This is a genomic window from Curvibacter sp. T50 (assembly GCF_057219955.1).
In genome coordinates, this window is record NZ_JBXVVU010000005.1 from 65,519 (window position 1) to 90,053 (window position 24,535).

Genomic DNA, 24,535 nt, shown 5'->3' on the forward strand with positions numbered 1-24,535 from the left:
CACGGTCAATTGCCGCCCGCTTGCCTTTTGTTCGGGGCAGGGGCATAGTGAAGTTGTGGGTGTTGCCAGTAACCAGCACCTGCCACAAGCGGGCAGTGCGTCCTGTCATCCGATCGGTGCCTGCCTGTCCAAACTGTCCCGAGAGAGCAACAGGAGGCTACTCATGAACCTGACGATCAGCGGTCACCACCTCGAAGTCACCCCCGCCCTGCGAACCTACGTCACCGGAAAACTTGACCGGATAACGCGGCATTTCGATCAGGTGGTGGACGTCAAGGTGCTGCTGACGGTGGAAAAACAGAAGGAAAAGGAAAAGCGCCAACGTGCCGAGTGCAATATCCATGTGAAGGGCAGCGACCTCTTTGCCGAAAGCGCCCACGAGGACCTTTACGCCGCGGTGGACGAGTTGGTCGACAAACTCGACCGCCAGGTCGTCCGCTACAAAGACAAATTGCAGGCACACCACCATGATCCGGTCAAGCGCATGATGTAAGCCGCTCTGTTGATCGCCAACCGGCCGCATGTCTGACATGCGGCCTTTTTTCTCCTCTGCTGTGCAGGTGCATAATTCTTGTCGTGAACACCAACCGCCTTGCCTCAATCCTTCCTGCCACCCAGGTGCTGGTCCCTGTTGAGGCCACCAGCAAAAAGCGAGCTTTCGAGGAGGCCGGGCTCCTGTTCGAGGGTCTGCATGGCTTCTCGCGCGCGATGATCGCTGACAGCCTTTTTGCCCGGGAACGCCTCGGGTCGACCGGCTTGGGGCATGGCGTGGCCATTCCACACGGACGGATCAAGGGGCTGAAGGCGCCCATGGCCGCCGTTTTCCGCCTGGCCCAGCCGATCGGTTTTGATGCGCCCGACGAGCAACCGGTCAGTCTGCTGATTTTCCTTCTGGTTCCGGAGGCAGCGACCCAAAAACATCTGGAGATCCTGTCGGAGATCGCCGAATTGCTCAGCGATGCCCAACTGCGCGACCAGCTCAAAAACTGCCAGTCGTCCGACGAACTCCATGGCCTGATCCAGGGCTGGCGGTCATCACTGCCCGCCTGAATCCCGATTTCCCGGGGAACTTTACTACCCCGCTGTCTTCCTTGGCCGAGGACCCCCCACCATGAAACCGACCGTTGTCAGTGCCGATGTTCTCTTCGAGGAGCACCGGACTACGCTCAAATGGCAATGGATCGCGGGGCTCGGCGCATCGGAGCGGCGTTTTGACGAGGTCGCGGTTCGTGAGGCGCGCTCGGGAGCCGATCTGGTCGGGTATCTCAACTATATTCACCCCTACCGGGTTCAGATTCTGGGTGCCCGCGAGGTCAACTACCTTGCGACCGCATCGCGTGAGGACGGCGCCCGCCGCATCGCACGAATTGTCACGCTGGAACCTCCGGTGCTGGTCCTGTGCGACGGCCAGGCAGCGCCGGATGCGCTGGTTTCCATGTGTGAACGGGCACAGATCCCCTTGTTTGCGACCCATGAGTCGTCCGCGTTCGTCATCGATGTGCTTCGGGCCTACCTGTCCAAGCATTTCGCCGACCGCACGACCATGCATGGCGTTTTCATGGATATTCTTGGCTTGGGAGTCCTGATCACCGGCGAATCCGGTCTCGGCAAGAGTGAATTGGGCCTGGAGTTGATTTCGCGCGGCAACGGACTCGTGGCCGACGACGCGGTCGACCTGTTCCGGATCAACCAGACCGCCATCGAAGGCCGATGCCCCGAATTGCTGCAGAACCTGCTGGAGGTGCGCGGGATCGGCCTGCTGGACATCCGGGCGATCTTCGGCGAAACCGCCGTACGGCGCAAAATGCGCCTGAAGCTGATTGTCCATTTGGTCCGCAAAGAGACCATGGAGCGGGAGTACGAGCGAATCCCCTACGAACCTCTGACCCAGGAGGTCCTGGGTGTTCCGGTCAAGAAAGTGGTAATTCAGGTGGTGGCAGGCCGCAACATCGCCGTGCTGGTCGAGGCCGCCGTGCGCAACACCATCTTGCAGTTGCGAGGCATCGATACCTTCCAGGAATTCGTTGAACGCCATCGCCGCGCCATGGCTGACGGCGGAGACGCCTGATCGGGCGCTTTCGTCGCCGCGGTCTAGCCCTTGGATCCGGCAGGCCGGTGGGGGCAGGCTTTCTTCGTGCAATGGGCGTACAGGCTCAGGGCATGGTCGGCGATGGCGAAACCTTTCGCCTGTGCCACGGAGTTCTGACGCTTTTCAATTTCAGCGTCGAAGAACTCCTCCACACGACCGCAGTCCAGGCACACCAAGTGGTCGTGGTGCTGCCCTTCGTTGAGTTCGTATACCGCCTTGCCGCTCTCAAAGTGACTGCGACTGAGAATGCCGGCCTGCTCAAACTGCATGAGCACCCGGTAAACCGTTGCCAATCCGATATCCGAGCGATCATCCAGCAAGACCCGGAAGACGTCTTCCGCCGTCATGTGCCGCTGCTGACCCCGCTGAAAGATTTCCAGAATCTTCAGTCGCGGCAGTGTAGCCTTCAGTCCGGTGCTTTTGAGTTCGTCGATGTTCGTCATGCTGGCGGTCCCTCGGCCTGCAGCAGGGTAGGCCAGCTTCGCACCGACCCTACCGCTACAATCGTCCGATCATAGCGTTTGCCCCTCCGTCATGGTTGCCGTTACCGACACTGTTTTCCCCCGACTGCTGACCGCCACCGCCGCCCTTCTGGTCTGCGCCGGCCTGGTGGCCTGTTCCTCGGTTCCGAACGTCGGTCAGATCGTGACGCCCTACAAAGCCGAAATCGTGCAGGGCACGGTGGTGGCGCGCGAGCAGGTCCAGGCCCTGCAGCCCGGTATGCCCCGCCAGCAGGTGCGGGATATCCTGGGCAGCCCGTCCGTCACCAGCCTTTTCCATGACAGCCGGTGGGAGTATGTGTTCCTCCTCAAGCGCCAGGGGACGGAGCCCGTTCGCTATCGTATCGCGGTCCATTTCACCGGCGATGCTTTTGTCCGGTGGGAGGGAGACACCTTGCCCACCGAAGCGGAGCTGGTCGCGCAATTGGGGTCGGGCCAGAAGCCGGCCAAGGTGCCGACTCTGGAAGCCACGGCTGAACAACTGGAACGGGCGCGAGGCCCGTCCCAACCCGTACAACCGGCACCGCCTGCGACCCGACCGGCGGCCAGCTACCCTCCGCTGGAAACTCCGGCCCGTTGATCCGCCCCTGCCACTCGCCATGACCGAAACCAGTCCACTGCGCGTTTGCGTTGCCGGAGCTTCCGGGCGCATGGGGCGGATGCTTGTCGAGCAGGTTCTGGCGTCGGCAGACTGCGTCCTGGCCAGCGCACTCGATGTCACCGGCAGTCCAGCCATCGGGCAGGACGCTGGCGCCGCGCTCGGCCGCACGACTGGCATCGTGATCACCGCCGATCGCCGCGCGGCTTTGGCCGTCGCCGATTGCCTGATTGATTTCACCCGCCCCGAGGGCACACTGGAGCATTTGCGCCTGTGCGCCGAACTGGGCGTGAAGGCCGTCGTCGGAACGACCGGCTTCACGACCGAGCAGAAAGCAGAAATTTCCACGCTCGCCGCTCGAATGGCCTTGGTGATGGCGCCCAATATGAGTGTCGGTGTCAACGTCACACTCAAGCTTTTGCAGATTGCCGCGCGGGCCCTTTCGACCGGCTACGACATCGAAATCATTGAAGCGCACCACCGCCACAAGGTGGATGCGCCGTCCGGTACCGCCCTGCGCATGGGTGAAGTGATTGCCGACGCACTCGGGCGTGATCTCCAGGCCTGTGCAGTCTACGGGCGCGAAGGTGTCACCGGCGAACGTGATCCGTCAACCATTGGTTTTGCCACCATCCGGGGCGGCGACATCGTCGGCGACCATACCGTGCTGTTTGCCGGCACGGGCGAACGTATCGAAATCACCCACAAATCGTCCAGCCGTGACACCTATGCCCAAGGCAGCCTGCGCGCGGCCCGCTTTCTGCGCAGCCGCCTGCACGGCCTGTACGACATGGCGGATGTCCTGGGCCTGAACGCTTTGCCATGAGCGCCTGGGATCTCCTGACCCAGGGAGATGCCGTCAGCCGTATCGTGGCGGCCATTCTGCTGGCCTCGTCGGTGGCAAGCTGGGTCATCATCCTGTGGAAAACCTGGTTGCTGCGACGGGCCTCACGCGATGTTGCGCGGGGCATCGCGGTGTTCTGGCAGGCACCCACACTCCAAACTGCGGGCGAGCGCCTGGCCGGCTTCGACGGACTGGGCCTGGTGCGGGCCCTGGTCGCTGCAGCGACCACCGTTCCGGCCACCTCCCTGGCAGCCGCAGGGCCCCGACTGGGGCAACTCACCAGAAGCTTGAGGCACGCCCTGCAAGCCAACATCCTGCGCCTTCAGTTCGGGCAAGTGCTGCTGGCCACCATTGGCTCCACCGCACCCTTCGTCGGTTTGCTGGGCACGGTGTGGGGCATTCACCATGCGCTGGGATCCCTGGTCGGCAGCGGTCAGGTTTCGATCGATCAGGTAGCCGGGCCGGTGGGCGAGGCGCTCGTCATGACGGCCGCAGGCCTCGCCGTTGCGATACCGGCGGTGGTGGCCTACAACGTGTTTGGTCGCTGGATCGCGCAGATCGAAGTCCAGCTCGACGGCTTCGCCCACGATCTGCGAGAGCTGTTGTTGCCGGAGCCGGCGGCGCCATGAGCCTGGGTCGCTTCGGGGCGGACGATTCCGCACGACCGTTCGCCGACATCAACGTCACCCCGCTGGTCGACGTGATGCTGGTGCTGGTGGTGATTTTCATCATCACGGCGCCGCTCATGGTCAGCTCGGTACGGCTCGATCTGCCCCGCAGCGAAGCGGCCGTACCGGGCGCTCCCCCCCGGGCGGTCGAAGTGGTCATTGCCCCGCAGGGACAGGTATTCATCGGTACCGAGGCGGTGGCCAGGAATGACCTCGAAGGCCGCCTGCGCCGGATTGCCGTGACCCATCCCGACACCGAGGTGCAGTTGCGCGCCGATCGTGATGTGCCTTACGGCCGGGTCGTCGAAGTCATCGGCGCAGCCCAGTTGGCCGGTCTGGGCCGGATTGCCTTCGTAGCGCAGTCTGATGGCGCGCGCCAGGCCGTCGAAAAGCCCGTTTCACGCTGAAATCAGGCAATACCCAGCGCAAAAAGGTCACTTTCAGCTATCAAATTTGAAGTCAATGCAGCAACTGGCGCCGTCCGGTGCCGCGCAGCCCAACGCCTACAATTTGCCCCATGCAAGACAAGTACAGCCACCTCGACGTTGAAAAAGCCGCCCACAGCCACTGGACGGCGCGTGATGCCTACCGCGTGAGCGAAGACGCGGGCAAGAAGAAGTTCTACGCCTGCTCCATGCTGCCCTACCCCAGCGGCAAGCTGCACATGGGCCACGTGCGCAACTACACCATCAACGACATGCTCACGCGCTACCTGCGCATGAACGGCCACAACGTGCTGATGCCCATGGGCTGGGACGCCTTCGGCCTGCCGGCCGAAAACGCGGCGCTGAAAAACGGGGTGCCGCCGGCGAAGTGGACCTACGAAAACATCGCCTACATGAAAAAGCAGATGCAGGCGATGGGGCTGGCCATCGACTGGAGCCGCGAGGTGGCCACCTGTGACCCGACCTACTACAAATGGAACCAGTGGCTGTTCCTGAAGATGCTGGAAAAAGGCATCGCCTACCGCAAGACCCAGGTCGTCAACTGGGACCCGGTGGACCAGACGGTGCTGGCCAACGAGCAGGTGATCGACGGCAAGGGCTGGCGCACCGGTGCCGTGGTGGAAAAGCGCGAAATCCCCGGCTATTACCTCAAGATCACCGACTACGCCCAGGAATTGCTCGACCATGTGCAGATCGGCAACCCCAGGGCCACGCTCAACGGCTGGCCCGAGCGGGTGCGCCTGATGCAGGAAAACTGGATCGGCCGCAGCGAAGGCGTGCGTTTTGCCTTCCCCCACACCGTCCGCGGCGCCGATGGCCAGCTGATCGGTGACGGCAGGATGTACGTCTTCACCACCCGCGCCGACACCATCATGGGCGTGACGTTCTGCGCCGTGGCCCCCGAGCATCCGCTGGCGGCCCATGCCGCGGCGACCGACCCGGCGCTGGCCGCCTTCATCGACGAGTGCCGCCACGGCGGCACCACCGAGGCGGAACTCGCCACCCAAGAAAAGAAGGGCATGCCCACCGGCCTGTCCGTCACCCACCCGCTGACCGGCGAGCCGGTGGCGGTCTGGGTGGGCAACTACGTGCTGATGAGCTACGGCGACGGCGCCGTGATGGGTGTGCCCGCGCACGACGAGCGCGACTTCGCGTTTGCCAAGAAGTACGGCATCGACATCCTTCAGGTGGTGCAGGTCGATGGCGAAGAATACGACTACGACTGCTGGCAGGAGTGGTATGCCGACAAGAGCCGCGGCGTGACCATCAACTCCGACGCCTTCAGCGGCCTGTCGTACAAGGACGCGGTTGATGCCGTGGCGCGCGAACTCGGCCGCCTCGGCCTGGGCGAGAAAAAGACCACCTGGCGCCTGCGCGACTGGGGCGTCTCGCGCCAGCGCTACTGGGGCACCCCGATCCCGATCATCCATTGCGACGAGCACGGTGCGGTGCCGGTGCCCGAAAAAGACCTGCCGGTGGTGCTGCCGCAGGACTGCATTCCCGACGGCTCCGGCAATCCGCTGCACAAACACGAAGGTTTTCACGCCGGCGTCACCTGCCCGGTCTGCGGCAAACCCGCCCGGCGCGAAACCGACACCATGGACACCTTCGTCGATTCGTCCTGGTACTTCATGCGCTATTGCGACCCGACCAATGCCGACCAGATGGTCGCCGACGGCGCGGACTACTGGATGCCGATGGACCAATACATCGGCGGCATCGAGCATGCCATCCTGCACCTGCTGTACGCACGCTTCTGGACCAAGGTCATGCGCGATCTCGGGCTGGTGAAGGTGGACGAACCCTTCACCCGGCTGCTCACCCAGGGCATGGTGCTGAACCACATCTATTCGCGCAAGGGCGACAAGGGCGGCAAGGAGTATTTCTGGCCGCACGACGTGGAGCATGTGCTGGACGAGGGCGGCAAGATCACCGGCGCCCGCCTGAAGAACGCCGTGGGCGACCTGCCGGCCGGCACGCCGATCGACTACGAGGGCGTGGGCACCATGTCCAAGTCCAAGAACAACGGCGTCGACCCGCAGGACCTGATCGAAAAATACGGCGCCGACACCGCGCGCCTGTACACCATGTTCACCGCCCCGCCCGAAGCCACGCTGGAGTGGAACGACGCCGCGGTGGAGGGCAGCTACCGCTTCCTGCGCCGGGTATGGAATTTTGCGCACCGCCACGCCGGCGCGTTGCGCCGCGCCACCGCGACTGACCTCAGCGCGGCCCAAACCGGCGAAACCGCGCGCACCTTGCGCCGGGAACTGCATACAGTACTGCGGCAGGTCAGCTACGACTATGAGCGCATGCAATACAACACGGTGGTCTCCGGATGCATGAAGGCGCTCAATGCGCTGGAGGACTTCCGCCCCGAAGACTCCGACGGCGACCGGGCCGTGCTGTGCGAGGGTTTCTCGCTGCTGCTGCGCATGTTGTACCCGGCCTGCCCGCACATCACCCATGTGCTCTGGAGTGAGCTGGGTTACGCCGCTGCGGTTGGTGAGCTTCTGGATGCGCCCTGGCCGGCGGTCGACGAATCCGCCTTGCAGCGCGACGAGATCGAACTGGTGTTGCAGATCAACGGCAAGCTGCGCGGCGCCGTGCGGGTACCGGCCACCGCCGACAAGGAGACGATCGAACGGCTGACCCTGGCGAGTGCCGATTTCGCGCGGCACAGCCCCGGTGGCGCGGTCCGCAAGGTCGTGGTGGTGCCGGGCCGGCTGGTCAATGTTGTGGTGGCGTGATGGGCAGCGCCCGCCGGAACCTGCTTGTACTGGCCGCTGCCGCCGCCGTCGGCGGTGGTTGCGGTTTTCGGCTCCGTCAGGCACCGGATTTTGCGTTGCGCAGTCTTCGCCTTCCGGTGTCCAACACACCACTGATGCAGGAGCTCCGTCTGAACCTGGCCGGCGCCGGAATCCGGGTGGTCACTGACCCCACCGACTCCGCCACGGTGGACGGCGTCCTGGAAATCCTGGTCGATCAGCGGGAGAAGGTGGTGGTCGGGCTGAGCACGGCGGGCCAGGTGCGGGAGTTCCAGTTGCGGGTACGCCTGAAATTTCGGCTGCGCTCGACCCAGGGCCAGGACCTGATTGACGAGACCGAACTGCTGCAACAACGCGACATCAGCTTCAGCGAAACCGCGGCATTGGCCAAAGAGGCCGAAGAAATCCTGCTCTACCGCAGCATGCAGACCGACCTGGTCCAACAGGTCATGCGGCGCCTGGCCGCCGTGCGTCCCGGCTGAACCACGGGCCGCGTCGCCACCGCCATGCAGGTCGCCATCGCCCAACTTGATGCCCATCTGGCCAGGGGCTGCCGGTCGCTGTATGTCCTTCTGGGCGACGAACCCCTGCTCGCCCAGGAAGCCGCCGATGCCATCCGCCGGGCTGCGCGCCAGGACGGCGCCGTTGAACGTGTTGTGCACACCGCCTCCGGGCTGCGCTTCGACTGGGGCGCCGTGCTGGAGTCGGGCAGTTCCCTGAGCCTGTTTTCCGAGCGTCAACTGGTCGAGATCCGCATCCCGACCGGCAAACCCGGCAAAGACGGCGGCGCTGCCTTGCAGGAGATTGCCCGCCAGGCGCATGACAACACCGGCACCATCACCTTGGTCCTGCTGCCGCGACTGGACAAGCTGAGCCGGTCCAGCGCCTGGTGCGCGGCACTGGAGCAGGCCGGGGTGGTGGTCCCGATCGAGCCGGTCGAACGGCCCGCGCTGCCGACCTGGATCGCCCAGCGCCTGGCCCGCCAGGGGCAACGGGTTGTCGCCGGTGAGGAGGGCCAGCGGACGCTGCAGTTCTTCGCGGACCGGGTCGAAGGCAACCTGCTGGCGGCGCACCAGGAAATCCAGAAGCTCGCGCTGTTGCACCCGCCGGGCGAATTGGCCTTCGATGCCGTGCAGCAAGCGGTCCTGGATGTCGCCCGCTACGGTGTGCCCCAGCTGGCGGAGGCCGTCCTGGCCGGCCGGATGACACGGGTGCAGCGCATGCTCGACGGACTGGAGGCCGAAGGCGAGGCCGCCGTGCGGGTGCATTACAGCCTGGCCGAAGAAATCCGTGCGTTGCAGCGGGTGCATGACGCGATCCGCAGTGGCAAACCCTTGCCGTTGGCGTTGCGCGAGCAGCGGATCTGGGGACCGCGCGAGCGGGCTTTCGAGCGTCTGATACCCCGGCTGACCCGCGAGTGCCTGCACCAGCTGGTCCAGTCGGCGCAGATTGTCGACGGCATCGTCAAGGGACTGAAAGCACCGGACTGGCCGATTCAGCCCTGGCCGGCGCTGCATCGCCTGGCGATGCAGCTGGCACAGGTCGGCGCGGCAACCCACCCGCCCGGTTCGCGTACGCCGCGTTAGGGGCCGTTTGCCGCATCGGCAGCGTCGATTAATAATGAACGTCCTTTTGCGCAATCAGGGACAACACCATGTTTGACCGCCTCAAGAAGGTTTTTTCGCGTCCCGAAGCCGGGACAGACGTTGCGCGAGCGGCCGAAGCCGCCGCGCCGGCCGCACCAGCAGCGGTGGCGGCCTGGGCGCGTTCACGGGGCTGGCGCTGCGCAGCGTCGGCTGACGGATCCGCGACAGCGGTCGATGGACTGGTCCGCGACCACAAATGGCTGCTGGAGGTGGGCACCAGCACCCGTCGTTACATTCAGGGCCAGGAACTGCGCGCCCGGGCCGAGCTGGGCCTGCAAGAGGACTTGCGGGTCATCGTGGTCTCCAACACCCTGAAAAATGCGCTCGAAGAAAAGGCCTTCGCGGCCTACACCGACACACTCCAGACTTCCATGGATTCGAACATGCCGGAGGAAATGCGCTGGCTGATGATGTACGACGAGGTCCCGCTCGACGGTCTGCCCGAACATTTCCCTGCGCTTTTCAGCGTGCACGGCAGCGACGAAGCCACTCCGGCGCAGTGGGTCGATCCCGCCCTCGCCCGCGCCCTGGTGGCCGCCATGCCACCCCGCCCGGAAGACGCGCCGCCGTTTCTGATGATGCTATTGCGGGGAAAGCTGTATTTGCGCATGGCCTGTGACCCCGGCGACACAGCCACCTTGCAGGCGGCAAGCGGCCTGTTCCTGCAGGCCTGTGAAGCGGCGCTGGACCGACTGCCCAAAGCGGGCAGCCACTGACAACGGTCTGCCTCGGGACGCGGATCAGGCCGGCGCCGCAGCGGCGCCGCAGCACTTTTTGAATTTCTTGCCGCTGCCGCAGGAACATGGGTCGTTGCGGCCTGGCGTCACGGCCCGGCGAATCGATTCGACCCGTGGACCGATACTGCGCCAGACCTCCCGCAGGTCATACACCGCCCACAACGCCTCGCCATAGGCATTCAGGCGGTTCTCGCTCACACTCGCCGGGCCGTCTTCGCTGAGGGCGGACAGGGTCGGCTCGTCCTCGTCGTCTTCGGTCAGCGCCACGATGGCCTGCATGCAGGCGTCAAGCAGCTTCGCGGTGTCGCGGTCGCGTGGCGGCGCCCACTCCTCCGGCCAGGCTTCGACGGCATACATGAACCCCAGCGCCCAGACCTGGGCAAAGGCCGGCAGCAATTCGTCCTCCAACTCGGCCCGCTCGGCCTGCGGCAGGCTGGCAACGGCGCCGCGCACGTCCATCACCTCAGGGGCATAGGCACGTGCATCGTCCAGCGATTCCACCTCCGCATCGAGCGCCGCAGTGACTTCGGCTACGCGGCGGTGCCACAGCGCCATGAAACGGGCGTGCTGCCCGGCGTCCGCAAAGGCGGCGGTGATGTCGGCCCCTTCCAGGTCCAGAAGCACCGGCAGGTACTCGTCCACCGCAATGGTGCGGCGGCAGCAGGCCAGCGCGGCGATGAACCCTTCGCAGAACTCCCACTGCGGGGTTTCGTCGCTGCGGGTGCGCAGGTCGTCCAGTATGGCGTCCAGGGTGTCGAAATCGTCCGCGGAAAGCGCGGCGGGCACAAGGCGGTCGGGGAGAGTGGTCATGGTCGTTCGGGGCTGTGTTCGGGCTGGCGGCGGATGCAACACCTTTATGATGGGCGCCCGCCGGCGATACCGGTCCAGTGTAGCTCTGCCCATGTCCGCCGCAGCCCTCTCCGCCCCGCCTCCGAGCCCGGAAGAAGAACTCGACCGCCTGCTCGCCGTCCAGGCGCCTGGCGTAGCCCGCCACACCTTGGCCGATGGCCGGACGGTCTGGGTACGCAAGGCCGGACCGCGCCATGGGCGCTGGCGGTACTGGCTGATGGGCGTGGTATCGGACCTCCTGCGTCTGGATGTCCTGGCACCGATCCCCAACCTCGGAGGCCAGGCCGCCATTGCCACCGAGGCCCGCCGGCTACGGGCCCTCCATGGTGCGGGACTGGGTGTTCCGCACCTGCTGGCCGTGCGGGCCGACGGGTTGATGATGTCCGACCTGTCCGGCGGAGCGGCCACAGCGCGTTCGCTCGGTGACGCGCTGGCGAGCGCCAATTGCGCCGATGCGGCGCTGGTCCTGTGGCGCAGAGGGCTGGAGGCCATTTCCGCCGTTCACGCCCAGGGAACTTACCTGAGTCAGGCGTTCGCGCGCAACCTGGTGCTGCAGGCGGATGGTCGTGTCGGTTTCATCGATTTCGAGGACGATCCCGGCCAGAGTCTGGATCTGCCGCACTGCCAGGCCCGCGACTGGCTGGGCTATCTGCATTCCACGGCGCTGACCCTGCGCTCCGCCGGAGCCTTTGATGACGCGGCGGCACACTGGCGCGCCTGCATTGCCGCCCAGTCCGAACCCGTTCAAACCGTGGTGCGGCACAGCGCGCGCCGCATGGCCTGGCTGCAGCGTCTGCCGGAAGACCGGCGCTGGGGCCGGGACCTGCAACGCCTGCAGGCCGCCGCCGCACTGCTCAACCGGGCGGTGTGAGCCGGGGCAGCGACGCCAGCGAAGGCGCGGTCGCCACCCCCAGCGCCAGCAGGCGCTTTTTCAGGCACAGCACCGCATGGTCTTTGCTGAGCAGCATCGCGCGGTGGGCCACCGCCAGATCGACGAATTTCTGGTCGTCGGGGTCGCGGCAGGTCACGCCCGCCTTCGGCGCGATGGGGACCAGCCTGGCACGGGTATCAAACGCGGCCAGCACCTCGAACGCCGACCGGCCGTAGAAGGCCAGTCGCGGTGCCAGCTTCGGGTAGTGCAGCACCCGCGCCAGCTCTTCCCGCATCGGCACGGTGGCCAACCAGCACAAGGCGCCATCGGCCACCGCCGCACGCAGCGGCGCTGCGGCAGGGTCGGGAAACACCAGCAGGTCGAGCACCACGTTGGTGTCGACCACCACCGGGGGCCGCGCCGCGTCAGGCGTGCTCACGGCCGGGCGAGGCGCGGGGTTTGGCCGGACCGGCCACCAGGTCGAAGCGAAACAGCCGGCATTCGATCGGGCCGTTCCACATCGGTACGCGGCGGCTCTCCTTCAGCCGCATCTTGCCGGGCAGCTTCAGGTCGGGGGTGAGCATCCACGCAGTCCAGCCGTTGTAGTGCTTCTTCCAGTGTGCCGCCAGTTGCAGGAAAAAGTCAGCGCCGTCGTCCGGCCCGGGGACCTGGCCGCCGGGGGCGGTGGGCACGTGGGCGGCCGGCTCGCGCCGCTGCAGTGCCAGCGCCCCGGGCTGAAAGGCTTCACGCCCGCCGCGACGCACGGTCCCGGCCACACCGGCGGCGGCGATGCGCTCGCCGTACGGCGGGTTGAGCAGCATCACACCGGGCCGGTCGCAAGGGGGCATCCGCTGCAAGGCGTCGCCGCCGCGCAGCTCTACGGCATGGGCGACACCGGCGCGTTCGGCGTTGCGCCGGGCGAAGTCGACCATGCGGTGCGCCACATCACTGCCCGCGACCGGCGCCACGGGCGGATGCTCGGCGGCTCGGGCTTCGGACTTCAATGCCTGCCAGACATGGGCCTGGAAAGGCAGCAGCTTCTCGAAGGCAAATCGCCGCTGGATGCCCGGCGCGATACCGCAGGCGATCTGCGCCGCCTCGATGGCGATGGTGCCGCTGCCACAGCATGGGTCGTACAGCGGCACACCGTCGGCCGCCGCCGTGTCCCAGCCGCTGGCGGCGATCATCGCGGCGGCCAGCGTTTCCTTCAGCGGTGCATCCCCCTTGTCCTCGCGCCAGCCGCGCTTGAACAGCGGCTCGCCGGAGGTGTCGATGTAGAGCGTGGCGCGGTCGGTGGTCAGATGCACATAGACCCGAACGTCCGGCCACTGGGTGTTGACATCGGGGCGCGCGCCGCCTTTGGCACGAAAACGGTCGGCGATGGCGTCCTTGACCTTCAGCGCCGCAAAGTTCAGGCTGGTCAGCGGGCTGTGCTGGGCAGTGATTTCCACCTTGAAGCTCTGCTTCGTCGTGAACCAGATCTCCCAGGCGACGGCACTGGCGGCTTCGTACAGGTCTTTTTCATTGCGATAGAGGGTGTTGGACAGCTGCACCAGCACCCGCTGGGCCAGGCGGCTGTGCAAATTCAGGCGCAGCGCATCGCGCCAGCTGGCCAGCGCCACCACGCCACCGCGCAGGGTGAGGAGATCGCGCCCCTGCAGGCCGGTGAGGCGATGCACCTCGTCGGCCAGAAATTCCTCCACGCCGGCGGCACAGGGGAGAAAAAGCTGGAGCTGGTTCATGGTCATCTTCCAAGAGGGGGCAGGCGCATTGTCGGCGGCCGCGGCGGACCTGGCACCTGTCACGAAGCAGCAAGATCGCGCGGGGGCGGTGTCGCGGGGCCCGGGTTCAGAGTGCCTTGCGCAGATTGGTGGGGGCGATTCTCAGGGCCTCGCGATACTTGGCGACCGTACGGCGGGCGCATTCGATGCCTTGCTCCTTGAGCAGATCAGCGATCTGGTTGTCCGACAAGGGTTTTTTGGGATCTTCGGCGGCGACAAACTGTTTGATCAGGGCCCGCACGGCGGTACTGGAGGCGTTGCCGCCGGTTTCCGTGCCCAGCGCAGAACCGAAAAAATACTTCAGCTCGAAGGTCCCGAACGGTGTGGCCATGTACTTGGCGGTCGTCACCCGCGAGATCGTTGACTCGTGCAGGCCCAGCTCGTCGGCAATCTCGCGCAATACCAGGGGGCGCATTGCCAGTTCGCCATGGACGAAAAAGTTCTTCTGCCGTTCGACGATCGCCTTGGATACCCGCAAGATGGTGTCGAAACGCTGCTGGATGTTCTTGATGAACCAGCGCGCCTCCTGCAGGCGTTGCTGCAGCGCGCCATGGGCTTCGCCTTTGCCGCCACCGCGCAAGGCATTGGCATAGATGTCCTGCACCCGCAACCGGGGCATGACATCCGGATTGAGCTGTACCCGCAGCCGTGTTGCAGAGCCACGCCCGCTGGTCGAGACAATAACGTCGGGAACCACCACCTGACGCTCCAGATCCGCGAAGCGCCGGCCCGGTTTCGGGTCCAGACGCGCGATCAGCGTCATTGCCGCCCGAATCGCGGCATCATCCGCCCCCGTGAGCTGCGCCAGCCGGCGCGTGTCGCGCCGCGCCAGCAGGTCCATCGGTTGCCGGCACACACGCTCGGCCAGCTCGGCGGTTTCGTCGTCCGGCCGCTCCTGGCGCAAGGCACGCAACTGCAGCAGCAGACACTCCTGCAGCGAACGTGCACCGACACCGACCGGCTCCAGTGACTGCAACAGACGCAGCGCCACCGTGAAATGGTGGACCAGTTCGTCCAGGCGCTCCAGGTCGTCACGGCCGGCCAATCCCTCGGCCAGCGACTCCAGCGAATCTTCGAGCCAGCCGTCGTCATTGAGCGATTCGATGAGAAAACGCAGCACCTCCCGATCCAGCTCCGAGAGCCGCAGTCCCAGCGCCTGCCGGTGCAGAGAATCGGTCAGCGATTCGTGCCGGCCCAGCCGCTGGGTGGAGTCGGTGTCATCCTCGTCGCCGGCGCCACTGAGGCGTGCAGGCGCATCACCACCCCATTCGGAGTCATCGGGCGACAGGTCGACGCTGCCATCGCCCTCCCAGGAGGTCTCCAGGCCATTTTCCAAGCCATTTTGGTCACTACCCAGCGCAAAATGGTCACTTTCCGCTATGGATTCTGAATCGCTTTCGGCACTGCGATCCGACGCGCTGACCGGCTGATCGGCCATCTGCACGCCATGTTGTTCGCGCTCGATTTCGTCGTCCGCCCGCTCCAGAAAGGGGTTGTCGTCGAGCATCTGGTCGACTTCCTGGCCCAGCTCCAGGGTCGACAGCTGCAACAGCCGGATGGACTGCTGCAGCTGGGGCGTCAGCGCCAGATGCTGCGATACCCGCAGGGACAAGCCTTGTTTCATGGGTCGGTGTCCGAATCCGCGGCCCGCTACATGCGGAAGTGCTCGCCCAGGTACACCCGGCGGACTTCGCTGTTGGCAACAATCTCGTCCGGTGTGCCTTCTGCAAGCACCGAACCGTCGCTGATGATGAACGCATGGTCACAGATACCCAGCGTCTCGCGCACGTTGTGGTCGGTGATCAGCACGCCGATGCCACGTGCCTTCAGGAAAGAGATGATGCGCTGGATTTCGATCACCGCAATCGGGTCGATGCCGGCAAAAGGCTCGTCCAGCAGGATGAAACGTGGCGAGGTCGCGAGCGCCCGGGCGATCTCGACGCGGCGGCGCTCCCCACCCGACAGGGCCACCGCCGGCGAATCCCACAGGTGCTGCACCCGCAGGTCTTCCAGCAGTGCGCCCAGGCGATCGCGGATGGCCGATTCCGCCAGGGGCCGGCCGGCGGCGTCATGCTGCAGTTCCAGCACCGCCCGGACGTTCTCGGCGACCGTCAATTTGCGAAAAATCGACGCCTCCTGCGGCAGATAGGACAGCCCCAGCCGCGAGCGGCGATGGATGGGCATGTGCTCCACCCGCTGGCCGTCGATCAGGATTTCGCCGCCATCGGCGCGCAGCAACCCCACAATCAGGTAAAACGAGGTGGTTTTCCCGGCGCCGTTGGGGCCGAGCAGGCCGACCACCTCGCCTTTCTCGACCGTCAGCGAGACATCCTTCACCACCTTGCGACTGCCGTAGGCCTTGCGCAGATGCCGCGCCTGCAGGCGACTGCCCGCGTCATGGACCGAGGCGGCCGCTGGCGCCGCCTCCGGGACGCGCCCGGTCACTGCCGGTCCCCGCCCATGGAACCGGTCGGGCGCAGCGTGGCCGGTGCCGCAGCCGGCGCCGACGCGCTGGTGCGCGGCGCCAGTACCGCCCGGACCCGGCCTTTGCTCTCGCCAACACCGGCCACGGCGGCGAGTTGCCCGTCGACCGTGAAGCGGTCGGTCTGGTTTTCGTAAAGGATGACCGCCCCGCTGATTTCATCGGCCAGGGTCGCACCCCGCAGGCGCCGCATTTCCGCCCGGCGCTGGAAGCGCACCGTGTCCTGGCGACCGTCATATTCGACCAGCTCGGCCTCACCTTCGATGAATTCGTCCAGTCCTTCGCGCTTCTGCCGGAAGAACGCCCGCTGCCCCGGCGCCGCGGTCATCACACCGAACTGGTTGCCCTGAGGGTCCTGGCGCACTTCCAGGCGTGCGCCCCGCAAAACCAGCGTGCCCTTGCTGACCACCACGTTGCCGGTAAACACACTGATCTGGCTTTTTTCGTCGTGGCGCAGGTTGTCCGCCTCGACATTCATCGGCTTGTTGCGGTCGGCCCGTTCGGCTGCCGCCGGCATCGCCAGCAGGGCCAGCCCGCACAGGACCGCAAGGACAGAAAAGGAGGGTTTCATAAGGGCATGATTCTTGCTGCCCCATTGTACGGTCGCCCGGTCAAAGACCGGGCCGCAGGGGGCGAAATATCGCACCTGCCCCGCCCTCACGACCCCGGGGGCGCCGGGGGCCGACGACCGGCCCGGGCCTCAGCGGCTCTTGCGCACTTCGGCGATCAGCGCGTCGGCGACCAGCAAGGCACGGTCCATCGTCCCGGCCAGGTTGCCGTCGGTGTAGTAGCGGCCGGCGATTCCCAGCGCGGGCACACCTTCGACCCGGTAGGCGTCCTGCAACTGGTTGGCCTTGCGGACTTTGGTGCCGACAGCAAACGATTGGTAGGCCTCCGTGAAGCGGGCTTTGTCCAGCCCCTGGCGCTCAGCCCAGGCAAGGACCAGATCGTCGCGATTGAGCGTCTGCCGCTCGTTGTGAATCGCGTGGAACACTTTGCGGTGCATCGATTCCACCCGCCCCAGCGCCTCCAGCGCATAAAAAAGGCGCTGCTGAGGCGCGAAGTCATCGCGAAAACCGACCGGCACACGCTGGACGACCAGGTCCTTGGGCGCCGCCTTGACCCAGGCTTCAAAGGCCGGCTCGAAGGCGTTGCAATGCGGACAGCTGTACCAGAAAAACTCCACCACCTCGATGCGGCCGGCGGCCGCCTCCACGGGGGCGCGCTTTTCCAGTTCGATGAAATCCTTGCCGGGCCGGAGTCTGAACGCGGGCGTCTGGGCCGCGGCGCCCAGGGACACGGCGCTTGCGCCGGCCAGCAGCGCGCCGGCACCGATTGCGGATGTGAACTGACGACGTAACATGGTCTTTCTCCTTCGCTTGGCTGGATAACGCAGGCGCGGCGAAGTTCCCGCCTTGCCCTTGCCACCGGCAGCCGAATTCAGCGTTGCACGCGCACCAGGGCCGCTTCGACCCCCAGGCCTTCCAGCTTTTCTTTCATCCGGTCTGCCGCGTCCTTGATGTCATAGGGACCGGCACGCACCCGATAGACCGTCCGGCCGGACTGTTCGCGCTCGGTGACCTTGGTTTCGATCCCCTGCAGACTGAGTTTGGCGCGTTGCGCTTCCGCCTCGTCGAGCGAGCGGAACGCGCCCGCCTGGACAAAATACGCGAACGGGTCAGCGGTCGCGGCGGGCGCGGCGGCTGCGGCCGGGGCCGAGGTGGCGGGCGGGGTGCCGGCTTTCGCCTTGGCCAGGTCACCCAGCGGGTCGGCCGATGCGGCGGGCTTGCTCGCGGCCGGCCTGGCCGGTTCCGTCGCGGCCGGTGCACTGGCCGGTGCGGCCTTGGGTACGGGGGCCGAGGCGGCAGGGGCTGACGGGGCAGCTTTGGCGGCCGGGGATGCCGAGGCCGGCGTGGCCGCCGGCGGGGGCGGCGGCACAAGGGTCGGGGCCGACGATGCCGGCCCGGCCGGTGCGGAGGCGGCCGACGCCGGGCGGACCGGATTCTTGCCAGCCAGTGGCGCGTTCGGGTCCCAGTCCTTGTTGCGGGCCGCTTCGGCGGCATCTTGCGCGGGTGTGCGCACGGGCACCTTGTTGCTGAAGGGCACCGGCACCTTGGTCACGTAGACCGCGACGGCCAGCGCCGCGGCCAATCCGATCACCACGCCGATGATGATTCCGAGGAAAGTCCCCCCACGCTGCTGCTTCATGCTGTTCCTCACATCCGCACCGGTGCCGTGACACCCAGCACCGCCAGACCATTGTGCAACACCTGGGCGGTGGCAGCCACCAGGGCCAGGCGGGCGCGTTTCACGGCTTCGTCGTCGACCAGGATACGTTCAGCGTCGTAGTAGCTGTGGTAGGCTGAGGCCAGCTCGCGCAGGTAGAAAGTGACGTCGTGCGGGGCGAAGTCCTGCGCGGCGGCGGTGAGCATGTCGGGGTACCGGGCCAGCTGCAGCATCAGCGCCTGCGCCTGCGGGCCCTCCAGCGCAGACAGGTCGACGTCCCGGAGCGCAGCCACGTCGCCCCCCCAGGCGGCCAGCACCGAGCAGATGCGGGCATGGGCGTACTGCACGTAATACACCGGGTTGTCGTTGTTCTTCTGCACCGCCAGGTCCACATCGAAGGTGTATTCGGTGTCGGGTTTGCGGCTGAGCAGGAAGAACCGCACCGCGTCGGCGCTGGTCCACTCGATCAGGTCGCGCAGCGTGACGTAGCTGCCGGCGCGTTTGCTGATCTTGACCTCTTCGCCGCCCTTCATCACCCGCACCATGGTGTGCAGCACGTAGTCGGGGTAGCCCTCGGGGATGCCGACACCGGCGGCCTGCAGGCCGGCGCGCACCCGCGCGATGGTGCCGTGGTGGTCGGTGCCCTGAATGTTGACGACCTTGGTGAAGCCGCGTTCCCACTTGGCGATGTGGTAGGCCACGTCGGGCACGAAGTAGGTGTAGGTGCCGTCCTGCTTGCGCATGACGCGGTCCTTGTCGTCACCGTAGTCGGTGGACTTGAGCCACAGCGCGCCGTCCTGCTCGTAGGTCTGGCCGTTGGCGACCAGCTTGCCCACCGTGGCCTCCACCCGGCCGCTGGTGTAGAGGCTGGACTCCAGGTAGTAGTGGTCGAACTTGAGGCGGAAGGCCTGCAGGTCCTTGTCCTGCTCGTGGCGGAGATAGGCCACGGCAAACTGGCGGATGCCGTCCAGATCGGCCACGTCGCCGCTGGCGGTGAAGGCGCGGTCGTCGGCGGTGACGGCTTTCTTTGCCAGGAAGTCGGCAGCGATGTCGGCGATGTAGTCGCCGTTGTAGGCGGCCTCGGGCCAGCCGGCGTCTCCGGGCCGCAGGCCTTGGGCGCGCAGCTGGGTGCTGTTGGCCAGCGTGGCGATCTGCACGCCGGCGTCGTTGTAATAGAACTCGCGCCAGACGTCCCAGCCCTGGGTGGCGAACAGGTGGCAGATCGCGTCGCCCAGCGCGGCCTGGCGGCCGTGGCCGACGTGCAGCGGGCCGGTGGGGTTGGCCGAGACAAATTCCACCAGCACCCGCTGGCCGCGCGCCGGCCGGGCACCGAACGCGGCGCCGGCGGCCAGCACCTCGGCCACGATGGCCTGTTTGGCCGCCGGCTTCAGGCGGATGTTGATGAAACCGGGGCCGGCCAGTTCGATGTCGGACACCCAGCGCTGGAACGCCGGGGTGGCCAGCAGCGCGGTGCGCAGGTTTTCGCCCACCTGGCGCGGGTTGAGTCTGAGCGGCTTGGCCAGCTGCATCGCGGCGGTGCAGGCGAAATCGCCGTGCGCCGCCACCTTGGGCGATTCGAACGCGGCCTTGTTGCCGGCACCGGGGGAGAGTTTTTCCAGCTCGTCCGCGAGCGCGGCGAGCAATTCCTGTTTGGCAGAGAGCATCGGTGGATTCTACGGGCCGGGTTCAGCGCGCGAGCCGGTGCGCGAGGAAGACCGCCACCGCCTTCATGACACGGCGCCGGTCTGCCAGAACGCGCTCTGGCTGTAGTGGTGTTTCAGCCAGTCGATCCACAGCCGCAGGCGAAGCGGCAAATGCTTGCGCTGCGGAAACACCACATAGATGCCGTTGGGCGGCGCGGCAAACTCTTCCAGCACCGCCACCAGGCGGCCGGCGGCGATTTCGGCCTCGACTTCCCAGGTGCTGCGCCAGGCAATGCCGTAGCCGGCCAGGCACCAGTCGTGCAGCACCTGCCCGTCCGAACAATCCAGCGGCCCGCCGGGGCGGAAATGCACCACCTCACGGCCACCGCCTTCGCGCGGAAGCGAAAACGCCCAGCCGCGGGTCTGGGATGCGTCGCTGGACAGCGTCAGGCAGTCAAAGCGCGCCAGCTCGTTCGGGTGCCGGGGCGTGCCGTGCTGCTGCAGGTAGCGCGGCGTGGCCACACACAGGCGCCGGTTGTCCGCCAGGCGCACGCTGACCAGCGACGAATCGGGCAGATCGCCCACCCGCACCGCGCAGTCGTAGCCTTCGCCCGCCAGATCGACCACCCGGTCGGACAGATTCAGCGAAATGGTCACCTCGGCATGGCGCTCGCGAAAACGCGGCACCAGCGGCGCGACATGGCGGCGGCCGAAACCGGCCGGCGCGGTGATGCGCAGGTGGCCGCTGGCCTTGACGCCGCCCGCCGACACGCTGGCTTCGGCGTTGGCCAGATCGGCCAGCACCCGCTGGCAGTCTTCCAGAAAGGCGCTGCCTTCGTGGGTGAGCGAGATGCGCCGGGTGGTGCGCACCAGCAGCTTCACCCCCAGGCGCTCTTCCAGCGCGTCCAGCCGCCGGCCCATGATGGCCGGCGCCACCCCTTCGGCACGGGCCGCCGCCGTGAGGCTGCCCCGGGTGGCCACCGACGCGAAGGATTCAATCTGCTTGAGCTTGTCCATGGCCCCAGATTAGTGCAGCAAAAGTCACCGATCAAGCGGACTTACCCGCCATTGGCTACCTGCAGTCGACAGGAAAGACGCGCGATGATGTCAAAATTGATAGCAAAAAATGACCTTTTTACGCTGGGCATCGCCCTGTTTCACCCAAAAAAGTCCCGGTCGGGCGGCCAAGGGTCCGTTTCAGGCCGGAGCCGAGCGCAGCGCGTAGGTCTTGCCGTCCAGCCACAGGAATTCGGCCCGCAGGATGGCGCCGCCTTTTTCGTCCTTGAAGGTGAAACCCAGCACCGCCAGGGCCTGGCCGGCCTTGATTTCGGGCACTTTCCACGCCTCCATGCGCGAGAGCGGCGCGCATTCGATCTCCCAGACCTTGTCGGTGCGGCGCGGCAGCGCGGCCTTTTTCAGCAGGGCCGGCGCGTCGACGCTGGCGGTCTGCGCCGGCACGGGGCGGCTGGCCAGATCCGCCGGCAGGGCCAGCGCGGCGGGGCGCTCCAGCCGCAGCTCCACATGCGGGTTCTGCCATTTCACCGAGACCGCCTTGCCCTCCAGGTAGATCGGGCGGTCGAGGTCGAAGCTGCTCCAGCCGTGGTGGGCGCGGGCGGCGAAGGCGGTGGGCAGGGCTGCGGCGGCAAGGCCCTGCAGGGCGCGGCGGCGGGTCAAAGCGGGCATGACGGTCTCCGGAAAAGTCGGTTGAAAACAAGTAAACGGTTTCAAAACAAGCACTTACAGATAGGCGATCCAGCGGCCGCAAGTAATCACGGCCAGCCAGACCAGCAGCGACAGCGCAGTTTGGAGTCGCGCCATGGCGTCGAGTTTCGTCAGCGAACCACGGGCATGGAACACGGCCGCATTGGCGCCTGCCGCCATCAAAAGGCCCATCTTGATCACAAAGGCCCGGTTGGCCATCAGCTCGCCCGCCTGCGAGGCAAACATCAGCAGCCCGGACGCAGCCGCCAGCGCAAAGCCGCCCAGCGCCAGCGCCAGCGTCAGCCGCGCGAGATCGGCCACCGGCAGGGCCCGCCCCCGGCCCCAGACCCGCAACTCCAGCAGCACCAGGTTGCCCAGCAGCAGGGCGATGCCGACGATGTGCACCACCTCCAGCGCCGGGTAGGCCCAGGTGTGGGTGCGCAGCGGCGCGAACGCCGCGGTCAGGGCGTCCAGCGCCGTCATGGCCGCGCCCCGAAGCTTCTGACGACCCGCAAAATAGTCCTTCTTTTATAGCAAAAGATGACGATAAAACGATGGGTATCGGCTGTTTTCGCCTGAAATTCGGCCATGACACCCGTTACAGCCGCGCCTTCAGGAAGCCGGTGGTGCCGTAGCGGGTGACGGCGCCGTAAAAGTCGGCCGCCAGGCCGCGCACCACCGCGGTGTAGGCGTCCAGCAGTTCGGGAGCGATGCCGAAATGGTCGTAATTGACCACCACGTCCACCCGCCGGCCGGTGGCGGTGGCAAACGGCGCCAGGCGCTCGCGCACGGCGGTGTCGATCTGGGCGATCAGCGACGGGGCGTTCACCTGCAGCCCGGCAAAGTCGATGTAGAGCACGGCGCGTTCGGTGTCCAGCACCAGGCGCTCGGCCAGCGGGCGGTCCAGCAGTTGCTCGCGCAGGCCCAGCGGCTGCGGGTCAAACAGCCGCGCGTCCATCGGCGCCAGCGCCGGGCTGATCCGCGGCGCAAACCCCATGTGCGCCAGCACGTCGCGCTGCAGGTCAACGCCGGGCGCGATCTCGATCAGTTCCAGCGCGCCGCCCTCGCTGTCTTCGGCCGTCGGGTCCGCCACCAGGCGGAACACGGCCCGCTCGGTGATGTAGAGCACCCGCTGGCCGCGGCGCAGCGCTTCGGCACCGCTGAAGGTGCGGTGCTCCACCGCCCGCACGAACTTGCGCGCGCCGCCCTCGCGGGTGATGCGCAGGGCGCCGTCGGCCACCGCCAGCTCCAGCTGCCCGGCGGTGAAGGTGCCGACGAACACCACGGTCTTGGCGTTCTGGCTGATGTTGATGAAGCCGCCCGCGCCGGCCAGCCGGGGGCCGAACTTGCTGACGTTCAGGTTGCCATGGCGGTCGGCCTGGGCCAGGCCCAGAAAGGCGATGTCCAGCCCGCCGCCGTCGTAGAAGTCGAACTGGTTGGGCTGGTCCAGGATGGCCTGCGGGTTGACAGCGGCGCCAAAGTTCAGCCCGCCGGCCGGGATGCCGCCGATCACGCCCGGCTCGGCCGTCAGGGTGACCAGGTCGATGATGCGCTCCTCCGCCGCCACCGCGGCCACGCCTTCGGGCATGCCGATGCCCAGGTTCACCACCTGGTGCGGGCGCAGTTCCAGCGCGGCGCGGCGGGCAATGATCTTGCGCTCGGTCAGGCCCATGGGCGCCACGCTGTCCATCGGCACCCGGATTTCGCCGGCAAAGGCCGGGTTGTAGGGTTCGGCAAAGGTCTGCTGGTGGTGCGCCGGGTCCTGCGCCACCACCACCGCGTCCACCAGCACGCCCGGCACCTTGACCTGGCGCGGGTGCAGGCTGCCGCGTTCGGCGACGCGCTCCACCTGCGCAATCACCACCCCGCCGCTGTTGCGCGCGGCCATCGCAATGGCCAGCGCTTCGAGGGTGAGCGCCTCGCGCTCCATGGTCAGGTTGCCGTCGGGGTCGGCCGTGGTGGCGCGGATGATGCCGACCTGGATCGGAAAGGCCTTGTAGAACAGGTAGTCCTGCCCGTCGATGTTCAGGCGCCGCACCAGGTCTTCGGTGGTGCGGGCGTTGAGCTTGCCGCCGCCGTGTTTCGGGTCGACAAAGGTGTCCAGCCCCACGCGGGTGAGCGTGCCGGGCTTGCCGGCGGCGATGTCGCGGAACAGGTGGGTGATGACACCCTGGGGCAGGTTCCAGGCCTCGATCTGGCCTTCGACCGCAAGTTTTTGCACCGCGGGCACCAGGCCCCAGTGGCCGCCGATCACCCGCCTGAGCAGGCCGGCATGGCCCAGGTGGTTCAGGCCGCGGTGTTTGCCGTCGCCCTGGCCGGCGGCGTAGACCAGCGTCAGGTCACGCGGCGCCTGCGTGGCGGCGAAACGCGCCTCCAGCGCCACGGCAATCGCTTCGGCAAAACCGATGCCGACAAAGCCGCCGGTGGCCACGGTGTCGCCATCGTGGATCAGCAACACCGCCTCGGCGGCGCTGACGATCTTGTGGCGGTAGGGGCTGGGGCTGGCGTGGTGGGCGTCGATCGGGGCGGGCATGGGCAGGGGTTCCGGCGGTCGGGGTCGTGGCAGGGGTGGCGGTGAGCGCCCAGCGTAGGCCGGCGGGCGCCGGCGGGCAAGTCGCAACAACCCGGAGCACCACCGCCACGCCCTGCGGTGCCAGCGCTTATTAGGTGGGTTTTTGTCATGGAT

26 protein-coding genes are annotated in these 24,535 nt (G+C 66.7%); 12 read left to right on the forward strand and 14 right to left on the reverse strand.

Features of this window, described 5'->3' with window-relative positions:
• Positions 1-163 precede the first annotated feature (163 nt).
• The 3 genes from hpf (at position 164) to hprK (ending at position 2,068) form a co-directional block, all read left to right on the forward strand.
• The gene (gene hpf, locus AC2EBU_RS15010; protein ID WP_484611377.1) at positions 164-493 is read left to right on the forward strand and encodes a ribosome hibernation-promoting factor, HPF/YfiA family; all 330 of its coding nucleotides are present in this window, start codon (positions 164-166) and stop codon (positions 491-493) included.
• An 83-nt stretch (positions 494-576) separates the two neighbouring features.
• Positions 577-1,050, forward strand: a complete 474-nt coding sequence (locus AC2EBU_RS15015; RefSeq protein WP_484611253.1) for a PTS sugar transporter subunit IIA — start codon at positions 577-579, stop codon at positions 1,048-1,050.
• A 61-nt stretch (positions 1,051-1,111) separates the two neighbouring features.
• Entirely contained in the window at positions 1,112-2,068 is a 957-nt protein-coding gene (gene hprK, locus AC2EBU_RS15020) for an HPr(Ser) kinase/phosphatase (RefSeq protein ID WP_484611254.1), read from the forward strand.
• 23 nt (positions 2,069-2,091) lie between these two features.
• Here the strand turns inward: hprK and fur are convergent, their stop codons facing one another.
• Entirely contained in the window at positions 2,092-2,532 is a 441-nt protein-coding gene (gene fur, locus AC2EBU_RS15025; RefSeq protein WP_484611255.1) for a ferric iron uptake transcriptional regulator, read from the reverse strand.
• 91 nt (positions 2,533-2,623) lie between these two features.
• Here fur and AC2EBU_RS15030 point away from each other — a divergent pair, with 91 nt between their 5' ends.
• From AC2EBU_RS15030 to AC2EBU_RS15065, 8 genes are all read left to right on the forward strand, one after another.
• Complete coding sequence (locus AC2EBU_RS15030) at positions 2,624-3,169, forward strand: outer membrane protein assembly factor BamE (protein ID WP_484611256.1); 546 nt, start codon at positions 2,624-2,626, stop codon at positions 3,167-3,169.
• A 19-nt stretch (positions 3,170-3,188) separates the two neighbouring features.
• Positions 3,189-4,013, forward strand: a complete 825-nt coding sequence (gene dapB, locus AC2EBU_RS15035; RefSeq protein WP_484611257.1) for a 4-hydroxy-tetrahydrodipicolinate reductase — start codon at positions 3,189-3,191, stop codon at positions 4,011-4,013.
• Positions 4,010-4,660: a MotA/TolQ/ExbB proton channel family protein gene (locus AC2EBU_RS15040; RefSeq protein WP_484611258.1), complete on the forward strand. Its 651-nt coding sequence runs from the start codon at positions 4,010-4,012 to the stop codon at positions 4,658-4,660. The genes dapB and AC2EBU_RS15040 overlap by 4 nt, the downstream gene beginning before the upstream one ends.
• Complete coding sequence (locus tag AC2EBU_RS15045) at positions 4,657-5,106, forward strand: ExbD/TolR family protein (protein ID WP_484611259.1); 450 nt, start codon at positions 4,657-4,659, stop codon at positions 5,104-5,106. Before AC2EBU_RS15040 ends, AC2EBU_RS15045 begins: the two co-directional genes overlap by 4 nt.
• 110 nt (positions 5,107-5,216) lie before the next feature.
• Complete coding sequence (leuS, locus tag AC2EBU_RS15050; protein WP_484611260.1) at positions 5,217-7,895, forward strand: leucine--tRNA ligase; 2,679 nt, start codon at positions 5,217-5,219, stop codon at positions 7,893-7,895.
• The gene (locus AC2EBU_RS15055; RefSeq protein ID WP_484611261.1) at positions 7,895-8,395 is read left to right on the forward strand and encodes an LPS-assembly lipoprotein LptE; all 501 of its coding nucleotides are present in this window, start codon (positions 7,895-7,897) and stop codon (positions 8,393-8,395) included. Before leuS ends, AC2EBU_RS15055 begins: the two co-directional genes overlap by 1 nt.
• A gap of 24 nt (positions 8,396-8,419) precedes the next feature.
• Positions 8,420-9,499: a DNA polymerase III subunit delta gene (gene holA, locus AC2EBU_RS15060; protein ID WP_484611262.1), complete on the forward strand. Its 1,080-nt coding sequence runs from the start codon at positions 8,420-8,422 to the stop codon at positions 9,497-9,499.
• Between the two features lie 68 nt (positions 9,500-9,567).
• On the forward strand, positions 9,568-10,275 hold the full coding sequence (locus AC2EBU_RS15065; protein ID WP_484611263.1) for a hypothetical protein: 708 nt from the start codon (positions 9,568-9,570) through the stop codon (positions 10,273-10,275).
• Positions 10,276-10,299: 24 nt separating this feature from the next.
• Here AC2EBU_RS15065 and AC2EBU_RS15070 read toward each other — a convergent pair whose 3' ends face one another.
• Entirely contained in the window at positions 10,300-11,106 is an 807-nt protein-coding gene (locus AC2EBU_RS15070; RefSeq protein ID WP_484611264.1) for a YecA/YgfB family protein, read from the reverse strand.
• A gap of 91 nt (positions 11,107-11,197) precedes the next feature.
• On the opposite strand from AC2EBU_RS15070, the gene AC2EBU_RS15075 reads away from it, so the two are divergent.
• Positions 11,198-12,016, forward strand: coding sequence for a BUD32 family EKC/KEOPS complex subunit (locus AC2EBU_RS15075; RefSeq protein WP_484611265.1), 819 nt, complete (start codon positions 11,198-11,200; stop codon positions 12,014-12,016).
• Here the strand turns inward: AC2EBU_RS15075 and AC2EBU_RS15080 are convergent.
• From AC2EBU_RS15080 to AC2EBU_RS15135, 12 genes are all read right to left on the reverse strand, one after another.
• The gene (locus AC2EBU_RS15080; RefSeq protein ID WP_484611266.1) at positions 12,000-12,455 is read right to left on the reverse strand and encodes a putative toxin-antitoxin system toxin component, PIN family; all 456 of its coding nucleotides are present in this window, start codon (positions 12,453-12,455) and stop codon (positions 12,000-12,002) included. The two genes, AC2EBU_RS15075 and AC2EBU_RS15080, sit on opposite strands and share 17 nt — an antisense overlap.
• The gene (locus AC2EBU_RS15085; RefSeq protein WP_484611267.1) at positions 12,442-13,758 is read right to left on the reverse strand and encodes a THUMP domain-containing class I SAM-dependent RNA methyltransferase; all 1,317 of its coding nucleotides are present in this window, start codon (positions 13,756-13,758) and stop codon (positions 12,442-12,444) included. The genes AC2EBU_RS15080 and AC2EBU_RS15085 overlap by 14 nt, the downstream gene beginning before the upstream one ends.
• A 106-nt stretch (positions 13,759-13,864) precedes the next feature.
• Positions 13,865-15,421 carry an RNA polymerase factor sigma-54 gene (locus AC2EBU_RS15090; RefSeq protein WP_484611268.1) on the reverse strand — a complete coding sequence of 519 codons (1,557 nt, stop codon included), beginning with the start codon at positions 15,419-15,421 and terminating at the stop codon, positions 13,865-13,867.
• 26 nt (positions 15,422-15,447) lie between these two features.
• Positions 15,448-16,242: an LPS export ABC transporter ATP-binding protein gene (gene lptB / locus AC2EBU_RS15095; RefSeq protein ID WP_484611269.1), complete on the reverse strand. Its 795-nt coding sequence runs from the start codon at positions 16,240-16,242 to the stop codon at positions 15,448-15,450.
• On the reverse strand, positions 16,239-16,850 hold the full coding sequence (gene lptA, locus AC2EBU_RS15100; protein ID WP_484611270.1) for a lipopolysaccharide transport periplasmic protein LptA: 612 nt from the start codon (positions 16,848-16,850) through the stop codon (positions 16,239-16,241). The genes lptB and lptA overlap by 4 nt, the downstream gene beginning before the upstream one ends.
• Before the next feature lie 129 nt (positions 16,851-16,979).
• On the reverse strand, positions 16,980-17,642 hold the full coding sequence (locus tag AC2EBU_RS15105; RefSeq protein WP_484611271.1) for a thiol:disulfide interchange protein DsbA/DsbL: 663 nt from the start codon (positions 17,640-17,642) through the stop codon (positions 16,980-16,982).
• Positions 17,643-17,719: 77 nt separating this feature from the next.
• Positions 17,720-18,487, reverse strand: a complete 768-nt coding sequence (locus tag AC2EBU_RS15110; RefSeq protein WP_484611272.1) for an SPOR domain-containing protein — start codon at positions 18,485-18,487, stop codon at positions 17,720-17,722.
• An 8-nt stretch (positions 18,488-18,495) separates the two neighbouring features.
• Positions 18,496-20,169, reverse strand: a complete 1,674-nt coding sequence (gene argS / locus AC2EBU_RS15115) for an arginine--tRNA ligase (RefSeq protein ID WP_484611273.1) — start codon at positions 20,167-20,169, stop codon at positions 18,496-18,498.
• Between the two features lie 63 nt (positions 20,170-20,232).
• Entirely contained in the window at positions 20,233-21,165 is a 933-nt protein-coding gene (locus AC2EBU_RS15120; RefSeq protein ID WP_484611274.1) for a LysR family transcriptional regulator, read from the reverse strand.
• Between the two features lie 180 nt (positions 21,166-21,345).
• A complete protein-coding gene (locus tag AC2EBU_RS15125) occupies positions 21,346-21,831 on the reverse strand; it encodes a DUF6152 family protein (RefSeq protein WP_484611275.1) in 486 nt (161 codons plus the stop codon).
• A 54-nt stretch (positions 21,832-21,885) separates the two neighbouring features.
• Entirely contained in the window at positions 21,886-22,332 is a 447-nt protein-coding gene (locus tag AC2EBU_RS15130; RefSeq protein ID WP_484611276.1) for a hypothetical protein, read from the reverse strand.
• A gap of 115 nt (positions 22,333-22,447) precedes the next feature.
• Positions 22,448-24,382, reverse strand: coding sequence for an acyl CoA:acetate/3-ketoacid CoA transferase (locus tag AC2EBU_RS15135; RefSeq protein WP_484611277.1), 1,935 nt, complete (start codon positions 24,380-24,382; stop codon positions 22,448-22,450).
• Positions 24,383-24,535: the final 153 nt, after the last annotated feature.